The 19,483-nt window shown below is 37.5% G+C and carries 19 protein-coding genes; 16 read left to right on the top strand and 3 right to left on the bottom strand.

Going from position 1 to position 19,483, the window contains the following annotated elements:
- The 16 genes from ACFILO_RS05465 to ACFILO_RS05390 form a co-directional block, all read left to right on the top strand.
- A partial coding sequence (locus ACFILO_RS05465) for a YadA-like family protein (RefSeq protein ID WP_375638348.1) occupies positions 1 to 382 on the top strand: 382 nt, incomplete at its 5' end.
- Positions 379 to 984, top strand: a complete 606-nt coding sequence (locus ACFILO_RS05460; RefSeq protein ID WP_375611868.1) for an invasion associated locus B family protein — start codon at positions 379 to 381, stop codon at positions 982 to 984. The genes ACFILO_RS05465 and ACFILO_RS05460, both read left to right, overlap by 4 nt.
- A 905-nt stretch (positions 985 to 1,889) precedes the next feature.
- Positions 1,890 to 3,200, top strand: coding sequence for a Ppx/GppA phosphatase family protein (locus ACFILO_RS05455; protein WP_375677943.1), 1,311 nt, complete (start codon positions 1,890 to 1,892; stop codon positions 3,198 to 3,200).
- Positions 3,201 to 3,229: 29 nt separating this feature from the next.
- Complete coding sequence (locus tag ACFILO_RS05450) at positions 3,230 to 3,958, top strand: RlmE family RNA methyltransferase (RefSeq protein WP_375627677.1); 729 nt, start codon at positions 3,230 to 3,232, stop codon at positions 3,956 to 3,958.
- Positions 3,959 to 4,131: 173 nt separating this feature from the next.
- Positions 4,132 to 5,157: a GTPase ObgE gene (gene obgE, locus ACFILO_RS05445; RefSeq protein ID WP_375632262.1), complete on the top strand. Its 1,026-nt coding sequence runs from the start codon at positions 4,132 to 4,134 to the stop codon at positions 5,155 to 5,157.
- 1 nt (position 5,158) lies between these two features.
- Positions 5,159 to 6,298 (top strand): glutamate 5-kinase, encoded by a 1,140-nt coding sequence (gene proB / locus ACFILO_RS05440; protein ID WP_375652542.1) that lies wholly within the window; start codon positions 5,159 to 5,161, stop codon positions 6,296 to 6,298.
- A gap of 45 nt (positions 6,299 to 6,343) precedes the next feature.
- Positions 6,344 to 7,600 carry a glutamate-5-semialdehyde dehydrogenase gene (locus tag ACFILO_RS05435; RefSeq protein WP_375677942.1) on the top strand — a complete coding sequence of 419 codons (1,257 nt, stop codon included), beginning with the start codon at positions 6,344 to 6,346 and terminating at the stop codon, positions 7,598 to 7,600.
- A 29-nt stretch (positions 7,601 to 7,629) separates the two neighbouring features.
- Positions 7,630 to 8,223 (top strand): nicotinate-nucleotide adenylyltransferase, encoded by a 594-nt coding sequence (locus tag ACFILO_RS05430; RefSeq protein WP_375652490.1) that lies wholly within the window; start codon positions 7,630 to 7,632, stop codon positions 8,221 to 8,223.
- 111 nt (positions 8,224 to 8,334) lie between these two features.
- The gene (gene rsfS, locus ACFILO_RS05425) at positions 8,335 to 8,721 is read left to right on the top strand and encodes a ribosome silencing factor (RefSeq protein WP_375610572.1); all 387 of its coding nucleotides are present in this window, start codon (positions 8,335 to 8,337) and stop codon (positions 8,719 to 8,721) included.
- 1 nt (position 8,722) lies between these two features.
- A complete protein-coding gene (rlmH, locus tag ACFILO_RS05420; RefSeq protein WP_375677941.1) occupies positions 8,723 to 9,205 on the top strand; it encodes a 23S rRNA (pseudouridine(1915)-N(3))-methyltransferase RlmH in 483 nt (160 codons plus the stop codon).
- A 133-nt stretch (positions 9,206 to 9,338) separates the two neighbouring features.
- The gene (locus ACFILO_RS05415; protein ID WP_375677944.1) at positions 9,339 to 10,583 is read left to right on the top strand and encodes a murein hydrolase activator EnvC family protein; all 1,245 of its coding nucleotides are present in this window, start codon (positions 9,339 to 9,341) and stop codon (positions 10,581 to 10,583) included.
- Entirely contained in the window at positions 10,573 to 11,883 is a 1,311-nt protein-coding gene (locus ACFILO_RS05410; RefSeq protein WP_273790634.1) for a S41 family peptidase, read from the top strand. The genes ACFILO_RS05415 and ACFILO_RS05410 overlap by 11 nt, the downstream gene beginning before the upstream one ends.
- Positions 11,884 to 11,922: 39 nt before the next feature.
- On the top strand, positions 11,923 to 12,450 hold the full coding sequence (locus tag ACFILO_RS05405; protein WP_375611860.1) for an RNA pyrophosphohydrolase: 528 nt from the start codon (positions 11,923 to 11,925) through the stop codon (positions 12,448 to 12,450).
- Between the two features lie 99 nt (positions 12,451 to 12,549).
- Positions 12,550 to 13,110 carry an invasion associated locus B family protein gene (locus ACFILO_RS05400; RefSeq protein ID WP_273790632.1) on the top strand — a complete coding sequence of 187 codons (561 nt, stop codon included), beginning with the start codon at positions 12,550 to 12,552 and terminating at the stop codon, positions 13,108 to 13,110.
- 326 nt (positions 13,111 to 13,436) lie between these two features.
- Positions 13,437 to 13,730 (top strand): YggT family protein, encoded by a 294-nt coding sequence (locus tag ACFILO_RS05395; RefSeq protein WP_375652491.1) that lies wholly within the window; start codon positions 13,437 to 13,439, stop codon positions 13,728 to 13,730.
- A 22-nt stretch (positions 13,731 to 13,752) separates the two neighbouring features.
- Complete coding sequence (locus ACFILO_RS05390) at positions 13,753 to 14,067, top strand: DUF167 domain-containing protein (protein WP_375632266.1); 315 nt, start codon at positions 13,753 to 13,755, stop codon at positions 14,065 to 14,067.
- 51 nt (positions 14,068 to 14,118) lie between these two features.
- On the opposite strand, the gene ppa is transcribed toward ACFILO_RS05390, so the two are convergent.
- The 3 genes from ppa to mgtE all read right to left on the bottom strand — a co-directional run bounded on the left by ppa (position 14,119) and on the right by mgtE (position 19,194).
- Positions 14,119 to 14,649: an inorganic diphosphatase gene (ppa, locus tag ACFILO_RS05385; RefSeq protein WP_375613276.1), complete on the bottom strand. Its 531-nt coding sequence runs from the start codon at positions 14,647 to 14,649 to the stop codon at positions 14,119 to 14,121.
- 79 nt (positions 14,650 to 14,728) lie between these two features.
- Positions 14,729 to 16,555 carry a translational GTPase TypA gene (typA, locus tag ACFILO_RS05380; protein ID WP_330168603.1) on the bottom strand — a complete coding sequence of 609 codons (1,827 nt, stop codon included), beginning with the start codon at positions 16,553 to 16,555 and terminating at the stop codon, positions 14,729 to 14,731.
- A 1,262-nt stretch (positions 16,556 to 17,817) separates the two neighbouring features.
- Positions 17,818 to 19,194: a magnesium transporter gene (gene mgtE / locus ACFILO_RS05375; RefSeq protein ID WP_375606748.1), complete on the bottom strand. Its 1,377-nt coding sequence runs from the start codon at positions 19,192 to 19,194 to the stop codon at positions 17,818 to 17,820.
- Positions 19,195 to 19,483: the final 289 nt, after the last annotated feature.

Below are 19,483 nucleotides of genomic sequence, written 5' to 3'. Positions count from 1 at the left end.
TGAAGAGCAGATGAAGATAGTTCTTGAAGATGCCAATAAGTATACGGATGAGAAAGTTAGTGGTCTTGTCAATGATGGTGTTAACGAGTCGAAATCCTATACGGATATGAAGTTTGAGACATTGAATTATGCTATTCAGGATGTTCGGAAAGAAGCAAGACAAGCTGCTGCTATTGGTTTAGCGGTGTCCAACTTACGTTACTATGATATACCAGGATCTTTAAGTGTTTCATTTGGGAGTGGTTTATGGCGCAGTCAATCTGCACTTGCTATTGGTGCTGGTTATACATCTGAAGATGGAAATATTCGCTCGAATGTATCTGTGACAAGTGCTGGAGGTCATTGGGGAATAGGTGCTGGAATTACTCTGAGGTTGAGATGATAATAGAAAAAATGGCTGTTATTGTAAAAACGAGAAGTATGTTAGTAAAGGTTCTGCTGTTTGCTCTTGCCTTAATAGGCAAGAGCGAAAGCTTTGCCAACGAGAACAATAATATTTATACAGTGCATCCACCGCACTTATCGATACCTAAGGGAGAACCTGGCGAAACACGTCGAATTATTATGCAGTTTTATGATTGGACTTTGATTTGTGACGAAAAACAAAAGCTTAAACATAAGCAAGGTATATGTAATGTGACACAGACGGTTCATGATCAAGAAGGAAATACCATTTTTAGTTGGTCTCTTGTTTCTACGACAAGTGGTCAAGCAGTGATGCTTTTTCGAACATTGCCAAATTCTGATATAAATGTTCCGATTCAAATGTTTGTAAAAGGTGTTAAAAAACCTGTTCTTATTAATTATACGCAATGTAATGAAACGGTTTGTTTGGCACAATCACCTGTAGGGCCGGTTTTGACTAAACAAATAGAGCAGAACAATAAGGTACGTATTTCCTATAAAACTAAAGAAGGTAAGGTATTTTCTTTTACTGTACCATTTAAAGGGTTAAATGCAGCACTTAATTCTTTCCGTCCTTAGAATTCATCGAGTATTTTTAACAAGAGTCATTTTTCCATAAATTGTTGTATTATATTTCTGAGTGTAAATTATAAGGTCAAATAAGTAAGAAGTTTTATATAATATGATATCGAGGTGATTTATTGGAAAGAGTGAGAGTTTTATGAATATAAAGTCACAGTAAGTTATTTATATGTAATAGAAAATAAAGTTAGTGTTTCCCGTAATGCTTAAAGAATGATTTCGTTAGTTATTAAAAGTAAAAAAGATTAGAAATACTCGATTTATTCCTTACAATAATGAGTAGACTAAATTCTTTTTTTAAGCTTAAAATGGATTTTTAAAGCGGTCTGATTAAGCATTAATATTTTTCAGATAAATTTATAATTCTAGAGTTTTTTTTGAACGATAGTTTTTATTGGTATTCACGAAATAACAGCTATTGTAATTGCATTTTGTAGTACTACGGAACTTTTATTCCAGCATAATCAAAGCCATTTCATTGCATATAACAACGAGGTTTGTGTGTGGATAACGAAAAAAAATTTTTTTTCTTATAAACCGTACTAATGTATAGGTTGTTGTAACCTTAAAAGTCAGCAAATAGTATGATAGTGTAGGTTTGTTACAATAGAGGTATGCTCCGTGTAAATGGTATAAAGAAAAGAGCATAATTTATAAAAATTGATGTGAACGTAAACGATTAATTTATAGTTTTAAGTTCATAAAGAGATGCATGATTTCACGGAAACAACCGAAAGATTATACAAAAATCTGAATGATGTTAGTGTAGAAAATTTTAATGATAGAAAAAGAAAGAATGATTTCTTGTATATATCATTTGATGCTGCATTATTGCTTTATTTAGGAATGAGCAGAAGAGTTTTCGCGTTTATTTATTGGGGGACGCTCAAGGGATAAGGGACATGACCCCGTTAAATTATGGTTCAAAAGAGTTAAAGCAAGGAGAAATATACGATACCAAAGCAGATCAGTTGTATGATCAGTGCGGTAGTAATACAAATAATCTTTCTGCATTGTCACGAACAGAGGCATACTCTGTCCTTGTTGATATAAAGAGACAACAGAGAAAAAAACATTATGAACAAAAACAGGTTTTTGTTCAATCTGAGGCAGCTTTTGAGTTTCATAATCAGATAATGATAGGTGCTCAAAAAACAAAAAAACTCAAAGCACCTTTTCTTCGACGGTTCCATTCAGTAAAATCTCCACCTCTTTATGCAGCACTTGATCTCGGAACAAATAATTGTCGTCTTCTTATCGCATCTCCCAGTAAACCTGGATATTTTCGTGTTGTTGATGCTTTTTCTCGTATTGTACGATTGGGAGAAGGTTTAATAAATAACGGTTTTCTTAATACACAAGCTATGGATCGTGCGATTGAAGCATTAAAGATTTGTCATTTAAAGCTAAAACAAAGGCATATTAAGCGTTATCGCTTGATTGCAACGGAAGCTTGTCGTTCTGCAGAAAATGGTAGACATTTTATTCAGCGTGTTTTGGAGGAGACAGGTCTTGAATTGGAAATTGTTGATCGGCAAACAGAAGCGCGTTTTGCTGTTACAGGGTGTAGTACACTTGTTGAACCAAATACTGACGCAATTGTGCTTTTTGATATTGGAGGAGGATCATCAGAAATTGTGCTACTGGATGTTTCTCAAAAGCGTTCTTTTCGTTTAGCTCGACAAATTATCGCTTGGACTTCTCTTCCTGTTGGTGTTGTTACGCTTGCTGAACGTTTTGGAGGGAATGATATTAGCTTAGACGATTTTGAAAAAATGAAAAGCTATGTGCGAGGGTTATTAAATAATTTTTCAGATCGTCATAAATTAGGAGAGTTAGCACAAGGTTCGAAGTTTCATCTTTTGGGAACCTCCGGTACAGTTACGACTTTAGCAGGAATGTATCTTAATTTAGAGCGTTATGATAGGAAAAAAGTGGATGGCATTTGGATGAAGGATGCAGACATTACACTTATGACACAACGTCTATTATCATGGGATATAGAAAAACGTGTCATAAGTCCTTTTATTGGGCGCGAGAGAGCAGATTTAGTTTTAGCTGGTTGTGCAATTTTAGATGTTATTCGGGAAGTTTGGCCAAGTCAGCGTTTAAGAGTTGCTGATCGTGGATTAAGGGAAGGAATTTTGATAGAGCTAATGTTACGCGATGGGGTATGGTGTCGTCGTAGAAAGAGCAGAGATTTCAAGCGTTAGAGAATTAAATATGGAGACAATGAATAACGATGAAAAAAACAACAAAAACACCGAGAGGTGGCTATGGAGGTTCAGGGTCACATGAATTATATCAGCGCGTAAAAAAGAAAGCAGGAACCATTAAAGCTTCATCACGACGATGGTTAGAGAGGCATCTGAATGATCCTTATGTCCATCAATCAAAAGTAGATGGGTATCGTTCACGTGCGGCTTATAAACTCATTGAAATTAATGAGCGCTATAGGTTTTTGAAAAAAGGTCAAAAGGTTATTGATCTAGGAGCAGCACCTGGGGGCTGGTGTCAGGTGGCTGAGCGTATAGTAGGGTCAAGTGATGAGGATCCTAGCGTTGTTGGTATTGATTATTTACATGTTGATCCATTACCTAGAGTTGCCATGTTGGAAATGGATTTTTTGCATACAGATGCACCGCAGAAATTAATTGAAACTTTAGGGACAAAACCGGATGTGGTTCTTTCTGATATGGCAGCGCCAACAACAGGTCATCGTCAGACGGATCATTTAAGAACGATTTATTTATGTGAAGTTGCGGCTGATTTTGCTCTTTCGGTTCTCAAGCCTGGGGGATATTTTTTAGCAAAGGCTTTTCAAGGGGGAGCAGAAAACACTCTTCTTGCAAGATTAAAACAGCATTTTAAAAAAGTCTACCATGTTAAACCACCCGCAAGCCGATCAGAATCAGTAGAGCTTTATCTTCTAGCACTTGAATTTAAGGGAAAAACAAAAGTACAAGAATAGCACCTTCTTTTAAGAAGACTTAATTTTACTTAACCTATTTAAATGCGATGATTTTTTTCTCAAAGAGTTATCAGCGATAGTGACAGTTTTTCTGTTATCAATGATGAAAAACTGGTAAAATTAATGTATTGCCTATAGAGGTAGAGAGATTGATTCCTCAGTGAGTGTTTCCAATGAAATTTCTTGATCAAGCTAAAGTTTATATTCGTTCTGGTAATGGAGGTTCTGGAGCAGTATCATTTCGCCGTGAAAAATTCATAGAATTTGGGGGGCCTGATGGAGGGAATGGAGGACGGGGTGGTGATGTCTGGGCTCTTGTTGTTGATGGACTTAACACGCTGATTGATTATCGCTACCAACAGCATTTTAAAGCAAAAACAGGGGGACATGGCAAGGGGCGTAATATGACGGGTGAGAAGGGTGATGATGTCATCCTTAAAGTTCCGGTTGGGACTCAAATTTTTGAAGAAGATAATGCAACGTTAATATGTGATTTAACGGAAGTGGGACAGCGCTATCGCCTTGCAAAAGGAGGGAATGGCGGTTTTGGCAATCTTCACTTTACAACATCGACAAATCGGGCACCGCGTCGTGCAAATCCAGGTTTGTCTGGAGAAGAGCGTGCAATATGGCTTCGTTTGAAGTTAATTGCTGATGCGGGACTTGTTGGTTTACCCAATGCCGGAAAATCAACTTTTTTAGCTTCTGTAACGGCGGCAAAGCCAAAAGTTGCAGATTATCCTTTTACCACTCTACATCCTCATCTTGGTGTTGTACGAATTGATGGTCGTGAATTTGTTTTGGCTGATATTCCGGGATTGATTGAAGGAGCGCATGAAGGTGTAGGAATTGGAGACCGTTTTTTAGGACATGTGGAACGTTGTCGTGTGCTCCTTCATTTGATTTCTGCTCAAGAAGAAGATGTAGCAAAAGCGTATCAAATTGTGCGTCATGAACTTGAGGCATATGGAAATAATCTAAGTGATAAGACTGAAATTGTAGCTTTAAGCCAGATAGATACTCTCGCTCATGAAGAGCGTGAAGCTAAACGGGAAGCTTTGCAAAGAGCAGCGGATCAACCAGTTATGATGTTTTCTGCGGTTAGCCGCGAAGGTTTAGAAAATGTGCTGCGTGCTGGTGCACATATTATTGAAATATCACGCAAAGAGGAGAACGGTGGGGATAGCAGGATTGATTGAGATGGCTGTTGGATCGCAAAAACTTACACACTATAAACGTATTGTGGTCAAGATTGGATCTGCCCTTTTGGTTGATCCTCAAGCAGGTTTACGGGTTGAGTGGCTTAAAAGCTTGATCAATGATGTTGTTGAATTGCACAAAAAAGGCGTAGAGATATTATTGGTGTCTTCAGGTGCTATTGCTTTAGGAAGGACATTGCTACAGCTTCCTAAGGGGGCTTTGAAATTGGAAGAAAGCCAGGCATGTGCTGCTTTAGGGCAAATTGAGTTAGCAAAAACCTATGGTGATGCGCTTGCTCAACATGGGCTCAAAATAGGCCAAATTTTGCTCACTTTATTTGATACGGAGGAGCGAAGGCGTTATCTCAATGCACGTGCAACGATTGAGATGCTTTTATATTTGGGAGCTGTGCCTGTTATTAATGAGAATGATACTGTTGCAACAACTGAAATTCGTTATGGTGATAATGATCGTTTAGCTGCACGTGTGGCAACAATGGTGAGGGCAGATCTTTTAATACTTTTATCCGATATTGATGGTCTTTATACAAAGTCTCCCCATAGTGATCCTACGGCTGAATTTATACCTTTTGTTGCATCCATTACGCATGATATCGAAAAAATGGCAGATGTTGCTGCTTCAGAGTTTTCACGGGGAGGAATGAAGACTAAGCTTGAAGCCGGAAAAATAGCTAATGCTGCTGGAACGGCGATGATTATCACCTCAGGCAAGCGTATGAATCCCCTTGCTGCAATTGACAAAGGTGAACGCAAGAGTTTTTTTGCGGCAAGTAAGAAATCTGTCAATGCTTGGAAAACATGGATTTCTGGTCATTTAGATCCATCTGGTGTTTTGACGATTGATCAAGGAGCCATTAGGGCCCTTGAATCAGGAAAATCATTATTAGCTGCAGGGGTTATTGCCGTTGAGGGAAATTTCCAACGTGGGGATACTGTTGCAATTGTTGATACAAATGGGGTTGAGATTGCGCGTGGACTTGTAAGCTATGACAAAGATGAGGCTGTACGCATTATAGGACATAAAAGTGAAGAAATTGAAGCTATTCTTGGGTATGAGGCGCGCTCTGCTATGGTGCATCGTAATGATATGATTGTACGTTGCTTGACCAATACTGTTTAAAAAAGTTACTTTTGTTTTTATTGTTTTGGCAGAGTGGATGTTACGATGACTTTAGAAGAACAAATGAAAGATATGGGACAAAAAGCACGCTATGCCGCTGCAGCGTTGGCCGTTGCTTCTTCTGAGCAAAAGAACAATGCATTAGAAATGATCGCTTTAAGTCTAGAGGCTCAGTCAGATGAAATTTTACGGGCGAATTGTCAAGATTTAGAGAATGCTGCTCAGAATAATTTGAAAGCTGCAATGATTGATCGGCTAAAATTAGATGATTTGCGTTTACGTGCAATGATAGACAGTGTTCGCCAAGTTGCTCGTTTATCTGATCCTGTTGGGCAAGTGATGGATGAATGGACGCGTCCAAATGGGCTTCATATAAGTCGTGTACGAACACCTCTTGGTGTGGTTGGCATTATTTATGAAAGTCGTCCAAATGTTACAGTTGATGCGAGTGCTTTGTGCTTAAAAGCTGGCAATGCTGCGATTTTGCGCGGTGGTTCGGATAGCTTTCATTCTTCTCATGCTCTTCATTTAGCTTTGGTACAAGGTTTAGAACGCTCTGGTTTACCCAAAGATGCTATCCAAATGGTTGGAACGACAGATCGTGCTGCCGTTGGGGAAATGCTCAAAGGATTGGATGGAGCGATTGATGTGATCGTACCACGTGGTGGAAAGAGCCTTGTTGCCCGCGTTCAGTCTGATGCACGTGTTCCAATTTTTGCTCATTTGGAGGGACTTTGTCATATTTATATTGATAAATCGGCAGATTTAGGTATGGCACGCAATATTGTTTTAAATGCAAAGCTGCGGCGAACAGGGATATGCGGTGCTGTTGAGACAGTTCTCATTGACGGCCAAGCATTAAAAAAATTTCTTCCTGTTTTAACTGCTTTACAGGAAAAGGGGTGTGAAATTCGTGCCACAGAAGATATTGTTTTTCTTATGCCAGATGTCAAATTAGCTTCTGAAGAAGATTGGTCGCATGAATATCTTGATGCTATTCTTTCTGTTAAAACGGTTGAGGGTGTTGAGGGAGCCATTTCTCATATCAAGCGTTATTCATCAGGACATACGGAATCGATTATTGCTGAGGATTTGGAAGTGGTGAAGAATTTTTTTAATCATTTAGATTCAGCTATTTTATTACACAATGCATCTACACAATTTGCTGATGGAGGTGAATTTGGTTTTGGAATGGAAATTGGTATCGCAACAGGAAAAATGCATGCACGTGGTCCCATAGGTGTTGAACAGCTAACATCATTTCAATATCACGTTAAAGGAAATGGTCAGGTTAGAGCTTGAGAACACCATTTTTTCCATGGAAAAATTGTATGCCACATGTTGAAAGATCTAATGTTGTGGGTCTTTTTGGTGGTTCCTTTAATCCACCGCATGCGGGGCATCTTCTTGTTGCAAAAATTGCCATTCGGCGTTTGCATCTTGATCAGTTATGGTGGATGATCACTCCAGGAAATCCTTTGAAGGATTGTACACAGTTGCTCTCTTTAGAGGAGAGAATGCAATTAAGTTTTAAACTTATTGACCATCCAAAAATTCGCTTAACAGGTTTTGAACAGGCTATAGGGAGCAAAGTATCAGTAGATACGATTTTTCATATTCTTACCCATTACAGTGGCGTAAATTTTGTATGGATTATGGGGGCAGATAGTTTTACAACGATACATCATTGGTATCGATGGCGTGATATTGTCTCTATGCTTCCTATTGCGATTATTGATCGTCCTTTAGGCAATCGGTCAGCACTTTCCTCTCCTATGGCACATATTTATCGCCGTTTTCGTTTGGATGAGAGAGAAAGTTGGCGCTTACCTTTTATCAAGCCACCAGTTTGGACTTATTTGCATGGACCTTTATCTTTTCAATCTTCAACAAACCTTCGTTTGAAGAAGAATGATTTTTCTTGAACATTTCATAAGATTCTGCTTCTCTTTAGAGAAGTCTCTTTTTTAGATTCCACAACGATAAGAAAGGATATTGATCTGAAAAACGTTGCACACAAACACTCTTACGATATTATGCCTTCAAAAGAAAAAAAAGTTTTTTCTGTTAGTGAGAGTCTTGAAGTTATTCTCAAGAGTTTAGAAGATACAAAAGCAGAAGATATTGTTGCTATTGATATTCGAGGGAAGTCATCTTTGGCTGATTATATGGTCATAGCTTCAGCAAATTCGCAGCGTCATGTATCGTCTGTTGCTGATCATTTATTACATACTTGGAAAGATAGTGGGCAGGGGCTTGCGCGTGTAGAAGGGCTTGCTGGAGGTGACTGGGTATTGATTGATACAGGTGATATTATCATTCATCTTTTTCGTCCAGAAATTCGTCTTTTTTATAATTTAGAAAAAATATGGATGACGCCGGATTTAAACGATACGGCTTTGCTTCTCTTCGGAGATCATTAAAATGCAAATTTCTATTTTTGCGGTTGGTCGTATGAAAAGTGGGGCGGAGCAAAAATTAGTTCAGCATTATTTGGATTGTTTTTCTAAAATTTCTGGAGATATAGGCTTTCATTTAAAAAAGTTACAAGAGATACCAGAAAGTCGTGCTCAAACAGTTTATCAACGTATGGAGGAAGAGGGGAGAAAACTTATTGAATTTTTACCTGAAAAATGTCGATTAATTGTGTTAGATGAGCGTGGAGAATCGATTTCGTCAATTTCTTTTTCTGAAAAATTGAGGCGTTATCGTGATGAGGGCATTCGAGATGTCGTCATTGCTTTGGGAGGACCTGATGGGCATAATGAACAAATAAGGAAGCGTGCTGATTTTCTTTTATCTTTTGGTTTGATGACGTGGCCACATCAAATTGCACGTATTCTTCTTACAGAACAACTTTACCGCGCTGTAACAATTGAAAATAATCATCCGTATCATCGTTTTTAATATTTTTGTTCAATTTTTAGCACTTATTTATATGTTTATTAATATTGTTTTAGCTGACACCATTTAAAGCATCTCTAATGTATACGATGAGGTGTCATGGTTTTTGCAAATGAAAAAGCTTCTTCATAGAAAGATGCTATATTTATATGAGGAGTGCGTCATATTTGTCATTCTGCTCTTGAGTATATTTTTTTGCTTTTCTGTATCGCATGCGGAAGATACAATGAGGAGTACGGAAGTCCATAAAGAATTAGGAGAAATTCGCCAAAATATTTCACTTTCGCGTGAGCGTGTTGCTTTTCTTATGCATCAAGTTGAGCATTTAAAAAAAGATCAACGTGTTTTGAGTGATGCACTCATAAAGGCGGCTAAAGAAGAACGTATAGTAGCAGATGATATTGCTAAAAGGGAAAAAAAGCTTAAAAAAATGATAGAAAAGCGGGTACAAGTCTATCAAAGTTTAAAAAATCGTCGTGCTGAATTTGCGGAAGTTCTTGCAATTTTGGAGCGTATGGGATTGAATCCGCCTCCTGCTCTTATGATACAGCCAGAGGACGCGTTGGCTTCTATACGTAGTTCTGTTTTATTAGGTACCGTTATTCCTCAGATGCAAGAGAAAACACGAGATTTAACAGAAAAACTCAAGGAGTTGACCAATTTGAGTAATTCCATTACTACGGAATATAAGGCATTAAAGACAAAGCTGCAAAATCAAGCAGAGCAGCGAAAACGTCTAGAGCTTTTATTAGACCAAAAAAACAAACTACAAAAAAAATCAGAAAAAGAACTTACAGAACAGCAACAAAAAAATATTGCTCTTGCTAAAAAAGCGCAGTCTTTAGAAGAATTGATTTTAGAGCTCGACCGTCAGTCAAAACTTAGCTCTGATGCATCAGTACAGGTACGGAAAAGTTTGCAATTGTTAGAACAGTCCAATTTTGAAAGCCGAAAAGGTTCTTTACTTTTTCCTGTTTCAGGAAAAAGAATACATCACTCTAACAAAAGTTCGCAGATTACGCGCTTTGGTGAAACGATAGAAACAGAGTCAGGAGCTGTTGTTATATCACCTGTGGATGCTTTTGTTGCTTTTGCTGGGCCATTTCGTTCTTACGGACATTTAATCATTCTCAATGTTGGAAATGGTTATCATATCATTCTTACTGGAATGTCGAGAATTAATGTAAAACAGGGGCAGTTTGTTCTTTCAGGTGAGCCTCTGGGTATAATGGAAATGCAATTTATTTCAAATAGTGTTGCATTGGATATAGGAAAAACTTCTCCAATGCTTTACATTGAGTTTAGAAAGCAGGGAAAACCTGTAAATCCAACTCCTTGGTGGCAGACTGAAAAAATAAGAAGGAGCCAAAATGATTCGTAAAGTTATTCTTTTGGTCGCTGGGGTATTGCTCGGCGCCTGTTCAATGATTATGGTGCAGTCTGTTGCTGCGAATAATGAAGATAATGCATATAAAAAGCTAGCTATATTTGGCGATGTTTTTGAGCGTGTGCGTATGCAATACGTTACAGTTCCAGATGATAAAAAGCTTATTGAAAATGCTATCAATGGCATGCTCACATCACTGGACCCTCATTCATCTTATTTGAATGCTGAAGAAGCCAAGGATATGCGGGATTCTACGAAAGGAGAGTTCGGAGGTCTTGGTATTGAGGTCACTATGGAAAAAAACTTAATTAAAGTTGTTTCACCAATGGATGATACTCCCGCTTCAAAAGCAGGTATTCTAGCAGGAGACCTTATTTCAAAAATTGATGATGTACAAACGAATGGTCAAACATTGAATGAAGCTGTTAATAAGATGCGAGGTGCTCCTGGAACACCAATTACCTTAACAATTATTCGTTCTGGCGTTGATAAGCCATTTGAAGTGAAGATTGTTCGTGATATTATCAAAGTAAAAGCGGTGAAATATCGGGTTGAAGGTGATATTGGATATTTAAGAGTTATCCAGTTTTCTGAACAGACATTAAATAATCTTCTAGCGGCAATTAAAGATATCCAATCTAAAATTCCTGAAGATAAGCTAAAAGGTTATGTCCTTGATTTGCGGCTTAATCCGGGTGGGCTTTTAGATCAAGCTGTTAATGTTTCGAGTGCTTTTCTCAATAAAGGTGAAATTGTGTCGACTCGTGGGCGCAAAAAGAGTGATGTGACAAGATTTGATGCGAAGCCAGGGGATGTCATCAATGGAAAACCGCTCATTGTTCTTATTAATGGTGGTTCAGCAAGTGCTTCTGAAATTGTTGCGGGTGCATTGCAAGATCATCGTCGTGCAACAATTTTAGGGACGCAGTCTTTTGGTAAAGGATCTGTTCAAACAATTATTCCTTTGGGTGAAAATGGGGCTTTACGCTTAACAACAGCACTTTATTACACGCCATCAGGCACTTCTATTCAAGGAACAGGGATCACACCTGATATTATTGTAGAGCAACCACTCCCTGAAAAATATAAAGGTTATGATGTAAAAGTTGGTGAGTCTGCATTAAAAGGACATATCAAAGGAAAACGAGAGAGTAATAAAGGATCTGGTTCAGCTGCTTTTGTTCCCAAAGACCCTAAAGATGATATTCAATTGAATGAGGCTTATAAACTGTTACGAGGTGAAATGGCAAATGCAGCATTTCCACCAGATCCCAATAAGGATGTGTTAAAGTGAGAATTGATATCTATAGCTTGCGATTTTGAGGAATATTAAATGGATGCAGATATTAATTTGAAGATTCTTCCATATCGCAAATGTGTTGGGATTGTTGTCTTTAATCATGAGGGGAAAGTGTGGGTTGGGCGTCGTTTAATGATGCCCATTCATGCAGATGCAGATATTGACATATCTCATCGTTGGCAGCTTCCTCAAGGAGGGATTGATGAAGATGAAAAACCATTAGATGCGGCATATCGTGAACTTTATGAAGAAACGGGTATTCGATCTGTAAAGTTGATTAAAGAAGCACAAAATTGGTTCCATTATGATTTTCCACAAGAACTTATTGGGTGCACATTAACAAATAAATATCGTGGGCAAATACAAAAATGGTTTGCTTTCCAGTTTACAGGAAAGCTTTCTGAAATTGCGATTAATCCGCCACCAGATGGCAATAAAGCGGAATTCGATCAATGGAAATGGATTGATCTAGAAACCCTTCCGTTGATTGCTGTTTCTTTTAAAAAGCACGTTTATACGAAAGTTGTCAGCGAATTTCGAGGTAGCCTTAGACCATTATAAAAGCTATATGATTATGAGAAAGCTTTTTTTATTAAGATGCTTTATATTATAATAAATAATAAACATGTTTATCTTTTATGTAAAGAACAGGAATATAAAATGAAAAAGTTATTTAATTTACTTATAGTTTTTACTCTCTTGAGTATTTCATCTGTTGCATTTGCAACAAGTTCAAAGCCTCCTGCATCAAAAGATGCGGCAGCGACATTGCCAAATGGAGCTTCTTCTTTGACTGAAACCTACGGTTTGTGGACTATTAACTGTGGTATACAAGAAGGGAAAAGAATTTGTTTTATGCACCGTCAAGAAGTAAATGAGCAGGGGCGTGTTGTTGTGGCTATGGGCCTTACTCTCGATGCTGAGGGTGTTGTATCTGGTAATTTAACAGTTCCTTTTGGCATTTTGGTTTCTAAACCTGTTCGTTTACAAGTTGATGAGGGAAAAGCTGTTATCGAAACCGGTATCCGGACTTGTGTACCAGCAGGTTGTGTGGTTCCTGTTGTTTTTGACAAAAATCACGTAGCAGCTTTACGTTCTGGAAAACAGTTAAAGTTGGCGATGACAATTGCTGCTGCAGGTGAACCAGCTTTGAATGATTTATTTGTTCAGCTAGATGGTTTTAGCAGTGCTCTTAATCGTTTGACTGCTTTGCAGAAATAATTTTAAAACTAAAAGCGGCCTTTAAAAGGCCGTTTTTAGTTTGTTTGTTTTTTATAATTAATAATTAAAACGATGAGATTTAAGATTAATCCTATAAGGGATATTCAGATTTTTTGCCGTTTCTTCTATTTTATGTGCTATTTTTAATTTTGATATTTGTTTTCTAACTGCATCGTCATTAAATAGAGAGATGAAGAATTTAGATGCTTGGTTTTTATTCAAGAAAAAAGAGTATTGAAATATAAAACCATTTTTTGATACACAGACCTGCTTTAATGAAGGTTTTCTATACGCTCTTCTGTTTCCTTGATTGAAAGGGATGACGCATGATTTATGCATTGCTTCGAACGATTGATTTGATTTTTGAGATTTATATCGATATTTTAATCGCTAGTGTCATTTTTTCTTGGCTTTATGTCTTTAATATCATAAATTCGCGCAATCGCTTTGTTGTTTTGATAGGAAGCTTTCTATATCGTCTTACAAATCCCGTTCTAAGCCGTATCCGGCAAATTTTACCAAATTTGGGAACGATTGATATTTCACCTATTGTAGTGTTCATTATTATTTATTTTATTCGTACTTTTATGTGGCGCGTTTACGCAAACATGTATGTATAGAAATATTACTTGAGGCGAATACATGTTTTATCAAGTTGATGAAAATAACTTGATTTTGTTTGTATATCTCATTCCCAAATCATCTGTTGACAAAATAATAGGGGTTGAATGTAGGGATGGTGAAAAACAATATCTGGTTATACGCCTTCGTGCTGTTCCTGAAGATGGAAAAGCGAATAAAGCTCTCATTAAATTTCTTGCGAAGCAGTGGAGAATCCCATCTTCTTCTATTTCTCTGAAAAACGGTGCAATATCTCGCTACAAACAACTTTACTTTTCAACACATTTAGAAGAGCTAAAGCAGATATGGCAATCCTTTAGAGATTACATCTCGTAGAAAAAATAAATAACAAAGCCTATTTTTTATAGGCTTTATTTTATTAAATCGTTATATTTTGTTATTGCGCTCAACAGCTTGCTTAATTAATTCATGAGCAAAGTTTTTATCACGCCATCCTTCAATTTTAGCCCATTTTCCAGGTTCCAGATCTTTGTAATGCTTGAAGAAATGTTCAATTTGTTTGAGTGTAATCTCGGGCAGGTCTGTATAGTCATGAATATTGATATAGCGTTTTGTTAATTTTGTAGTGGGAATGGCAATAATTTTTTCATCTTTACCACCATCATCTTCCATCATTAGAGCTCCGATGGGGCGAACATTGATAACACAACCAGGCATAAGTGGACGGGTATTACAGATAAGGACATCAATAGGATCACCATCATCTGAAAGCGTATGAGGGACAAAACCGTAATTTCCAGGATAAACCATTGATGTATGAAGAAAACGGTCAACAAATAATGCACCCGACTTTTTATCCATCTCATATTTTATTGGCTGCCCACCAAGGGAGACTTCCACAATAACGTTAATATCTTCTGGTGGATTTTTGCCTACGGGTATTTCCTTAATATTCATAGAGACATCCTTTCTGGAATATAGTGAGGCTCAATACAATTAAATATTTTATAAATATTTTACCAAAGAGATTATGAAATTAACTTGAAATTGATGCACGTGTTTTTTCAAAACGTTTACGTTCATTAGGATCAAGATAGAGTTTGCGGAGACGAATATTTTTAGGGGTTACCTCCACAAGCTCATCATCTTGTATCCACGATAAGGCGCGTTCTAATGTCATTTTAATTGGAGGCGTTAGCTTTACGGCCTCATCTTTTCCGGAAGCGCGCATATTGGTGAGTTTTTTCCCTTTTAACACATTAACTTCTAAGTCATTATCTCGTGAGTGGATGCCAATAATCATACCTTGATAGACTTTAACACCCGCATCGATGATCATAGGTCCACGATCTTCAAGATTAAAAAGAGCATAAGCGACAGATTCACCGTTATCATTTGAAATCATAACACCATTAACACGACCAGCAATGTCTCCTTTATAAGGTTCATAAGCATGGAAAAGGCGATTCATAATTGCTGTACCACGTGTGTCCGTTAAAAGTTCAGATTGATAACCAATGAGTCCTCGGGTTGGTGCATAAAAGACAAGGCGGACACGATTACCTCCAGAAGGACGTAATTCCACCATTTCGCCTTTACGTTCAGACATTTTTTGTACAACAGTACCGGAATATTCTTCATCAACATCGATAACAACTTCTTCGATTGGCTCAAGAGTTATTCCATTTTCATCTTTTTGCATAACAACACGTGGACGTGAAACACTAAGCTCAAATCCTTCACGGCGCATATTTTCAATAAGAACTGCAAGCTGTAATTCTCCTCGTCCTGAAACGTAGAAAGAATCTTTATCGGCTGATTCTTCAATTTTAAGAGCAACATTACCTTCTGCTTCTTTTAACAATCGGTCACGAATGACACGACTAGTTACTTTATCGCCTTCAGTTCCAGCAAGGGGACTATCGTTGACGAGAAAACTCATAGTAACAGTAGGAGGATCAATTGGTTGGGCAGTAAGGGGTTCATTGACAGTAGGGTCACAGAAAGTATCAGCTACGGTACCTTTTTGCAGACCTGCAATCGCAACAATATCACCAGCACTTCCTTCTTCAATAGGTTGCCGTTCTAAGCCACGAAACGCTAAAATTTTTGAAATACGCCCAGTTTCTAAAAGTTTTCCATCTTGTCCAAGAACCTTGACATTTTGATTGGGTTTCAAAGAGCCAGAATGAATCCGTCCTGTAATAATTCGTCCCAAAAACGGATCCGCTTCAAGAATAGTTCCAATCATGCGAAACGGTCCTTCTGCTACACTAGGAGAAGGGACATGCTGCGTCACAAGATCAAATAAAGGACCTAATCCCTGATCTTTTGGTCCTTCAGGGGCTTCCGCCATCCATCCATCGCGTCCAGATCCATAAAGAATAGGAAAATCAAGCTGTTCATCGGTTGCGTCAAGAGCAGCGAAAAGGTCAAAAACCTCATTAATGACTTCATCAACGCGTGCATCCGGTCGGTCAATTTTATTAATAGCAACAATAGGGCGCAATCCTACTTTCAATGCTTTGCCAACGACAAATTTTGTTTGTGGCATCGGTCCTTCAGCAGCATCAACAAGTACAATGGCTCCATCAACCATATTGAGGATGCGTTCAACTTCTCCACCAAAGTCAGCGTGTCCTGGTGTATCAACAATATTAATTCGAGTATCTTTCCAAACAACAGATGTCACTTTCGCTAGGATTGTAATTCCGCGTTCTTTCTCAATATCGTTTGAATCCATCATACGTTCGCTTGTACGCTGATTATCACGGAAGTTTCCTGATTGCTTGAGAAGCCCGTCTACAAGCGTTGTTTTCCCATGGTCAACGTGGGCAATGATGGCAATGTTACGCAATTGCATAAATTTTCTTCTTTTCGTTTAATGAAATTTCATTTGAGGTAAAGTCTTTACATTCTTTGCCTGACTATTAGAAAACCTTTTACATGTTTTTTTATAATTTTGGAAGATGGAGGCAATATTTTTATGGCAAAACTATTTATCCAAGTCTTTAAGGCTCTATTGAGCTTCAATTTCTGAAGCTTCGTAAAAGGATTTTTATAGTGCGTATGTTCTATTCTCGAGCTAAGAATTATCCAAAAAATCACCGTCAACTTGATTTTTATCAATATGACACAAGGAATTTATATTGAGCTCTTGTAAGAGTAAGTATAAAGCTAGCCATATTATTGTTGTTGTTTTGCAAAGAGATTAATAAAAATCCGGAATATCTCTCAATCCATAGCCAATTTATTGACAACTGTACAACATTCTTATTCTAAATAAAGCTTTTTCTTATTCTATAACTTGTCAATCAAAATCCAGATTTAATGCAATCGTGTATTTGAGGTAAATATTGAGACGATTAAGAATTTTATAAGAAGTTCTAGCTTTTGTATGCCAGATTAGGGCAAGAGTTATATCTGTTTGATTTATTTATGAACCCGGAATACAGTCTTATTTAGAAAGAATATGAAGGCATCCAAAGAAAATTCCCATCTTTGCTGTTAATCCAATTTATAATTTCAAAAGCATCTAAAGTAATATCTTTTAAACCATGGAGATAGTGCATTGCCTTACTTTTGTTAATTGCACTCTCTAATAGGAGTATGCTTTTCATGCCAAACAGAACACTTTAAACAGCATATACTTTTTGTTGCATATTCATGTACTTAAGAGAGATTTCTTAACGTACCTACATCCATTCCATGATAGAGCTCATAAATGATATAATATACGCGAATAGTATACTATTAACGCCTTTGTGAAGAAATATAAAGCCTGTTGAGTATCATCATGATTATTCTTTCTCAGCTGTCAATATTGCGCCAGTTTTTGATACGAGAGAGAGAGGATATAAGAAGTATTTTATTTTTTCTTGAATAGTTTTTAGACATACACCGATCTCGTTTGTGACTGGCAAGAAGATGACTTTAATCGATTTAATATGAGAAGCTTTATGATGAGGTAAAATTACGTTATTCGGAGCTGTTATTCAAAAAAATAATAAATTATCTATAGAGCGGTGCGCTAGAAAATAAATAATAAAGCTTATTCTCTTATGGAAAGAATCTTAGGTTACATGACAAGATTTTTCCATAAGTAAGAGTTTTTACTTTACATGTTTAAAGAAGAGTTCCTGACAAAATGAGAGAAGCTACAGAAAAATAGATTATAATGCCCATGACATCTACTAAAGTTGCCACAAAAGGAGCAGAAGCACTTGCTGGATCAAATTTTAAACCTTTAAGAATAAAAGGCAACATAGATCCAGAAAGAGAACCAAAGGTAACGATTCCAACTAAAGCTGTACCCACTGTTGTCGAAATAGCAATCCAATGTTGGCCATAGTCGTAGATACCTAGTTTTTGCCAAAGAGCAATGCGCGTAACACCAATAATTCCTAGTAAGAGACCAAGGGATAGTCCTGTTGGAATTTCACGAATGATCACTTTCCACCAGTCTTTCAACGTGAGTTCACGTAAAGCCAATGCACGGATAATAAGGGATGTAGCCTGTGAGCCGGAATTTCCTCCTGAGCTCATAATGAGAGGTATGAACAGTGTAAGAATAATCGCTTTTTCGAGTTCTGTTTCGAAATGTTGCATAGCGCTTGCTGTCAGCATTTCACCGATAAAGAGTAAAGCGAGCCAGCCTCCGCGTTTTTTCATCATTTCAGGAAACTTAATTTGCATATAGGGCTTATTAAGTGCTTCCATACCCCCAAATTTATAGGCATCTTCATTCATTTCATCGACCATAGTATCAAGCACGTCATCAACGGTTACAATGCCAATGACATGGTTACTTTCATCAACTACAGGCACAGAGAGAAGATCATGGCGCTGGAAAAGGCGTGCGATATCTTCATGATGTGTGAAAGGTGATATTGTAATGGGCGAGTCATGGGTAGGGACATTAAGAATTTGTTCATCAGGTGAGGCAAGAATAAGGTTACGCAGGGAAACAGCTTTGAGAAGAGTACCTGTTTTGGGGTCAATTACATAGCTGGTATAAACTGTTTCACGTGTTCGCTCGACCTCACGAATGTGATCCAAAGTTTTTTGTATGGTCCAGTTTGAAGGAACGGCTATAAACTCTGTTGTCATCAGTGCTCCTGCTGTATGATCAGGATAACTGGTGAGTTTTTTAAGTTCAGCGCGCGTTAAGGGGTTAAGCAAGGCATAAAGTCGTGTGCGGGTTTCCTTATCCATTTCTTGAAAGACGTCTGCAGCAGCATCGGCAGACATGCCATCAAGAATTTCAACAGCACGATTTATAGGGAGAAGTTCTAGGATGGCAGCAGGTTGCTCAAGCTCTGGTTTATCAAAAAGTTCGATAACATAATCAAGAGGCAGAAGACTAAGAATAGTTACACGTTCCATGATATCGAGGTCATTGATGATATCAATAGAGTCTGCAAAATGCTGGTTCTTTAACTTTTCAGCGAGAGCTTCAGGAGAAAAATTTTTGAAGTCGAAGGCCGTTTTGATTTCAGTCATGATAAAGTACCTCCTGAAGAGTTGGAGAGTTGTAAATCTAGATAATAGATGAGATAAAAACAAAAGTTTATGGAAGATTTAAAAAAAACTCCCCAGCTATATTCCCAATTGTTAATATTTGAAGTAAAGTCAAGGGTAAATTATAAGTTATAAACAAGTTTCTGAATCACTAAAACGAGAATACAGCTTAATTTGAGGATAATATAAAAACGTAAATGTAAAAATCAGTTCTGATTTTACCATCATTTCTTTAATGTAGTTTACGATTTTCAAAAGAATCTAAAGCAAT

This window comes from Bartonella sp. AP72JLCBS (genome assembly GCF_042195705.1).
GTDB lineage: Bacteria > Pseudomonadota > Alphaproteobacteria > Rhizobiales > Rhizobiaceae > Bartonella.
The sequence above is the reverse complement of the archived record's forward strand: the minus strand, read 5'-3'. Positions and strand labels throughout refer to the sequence as shown.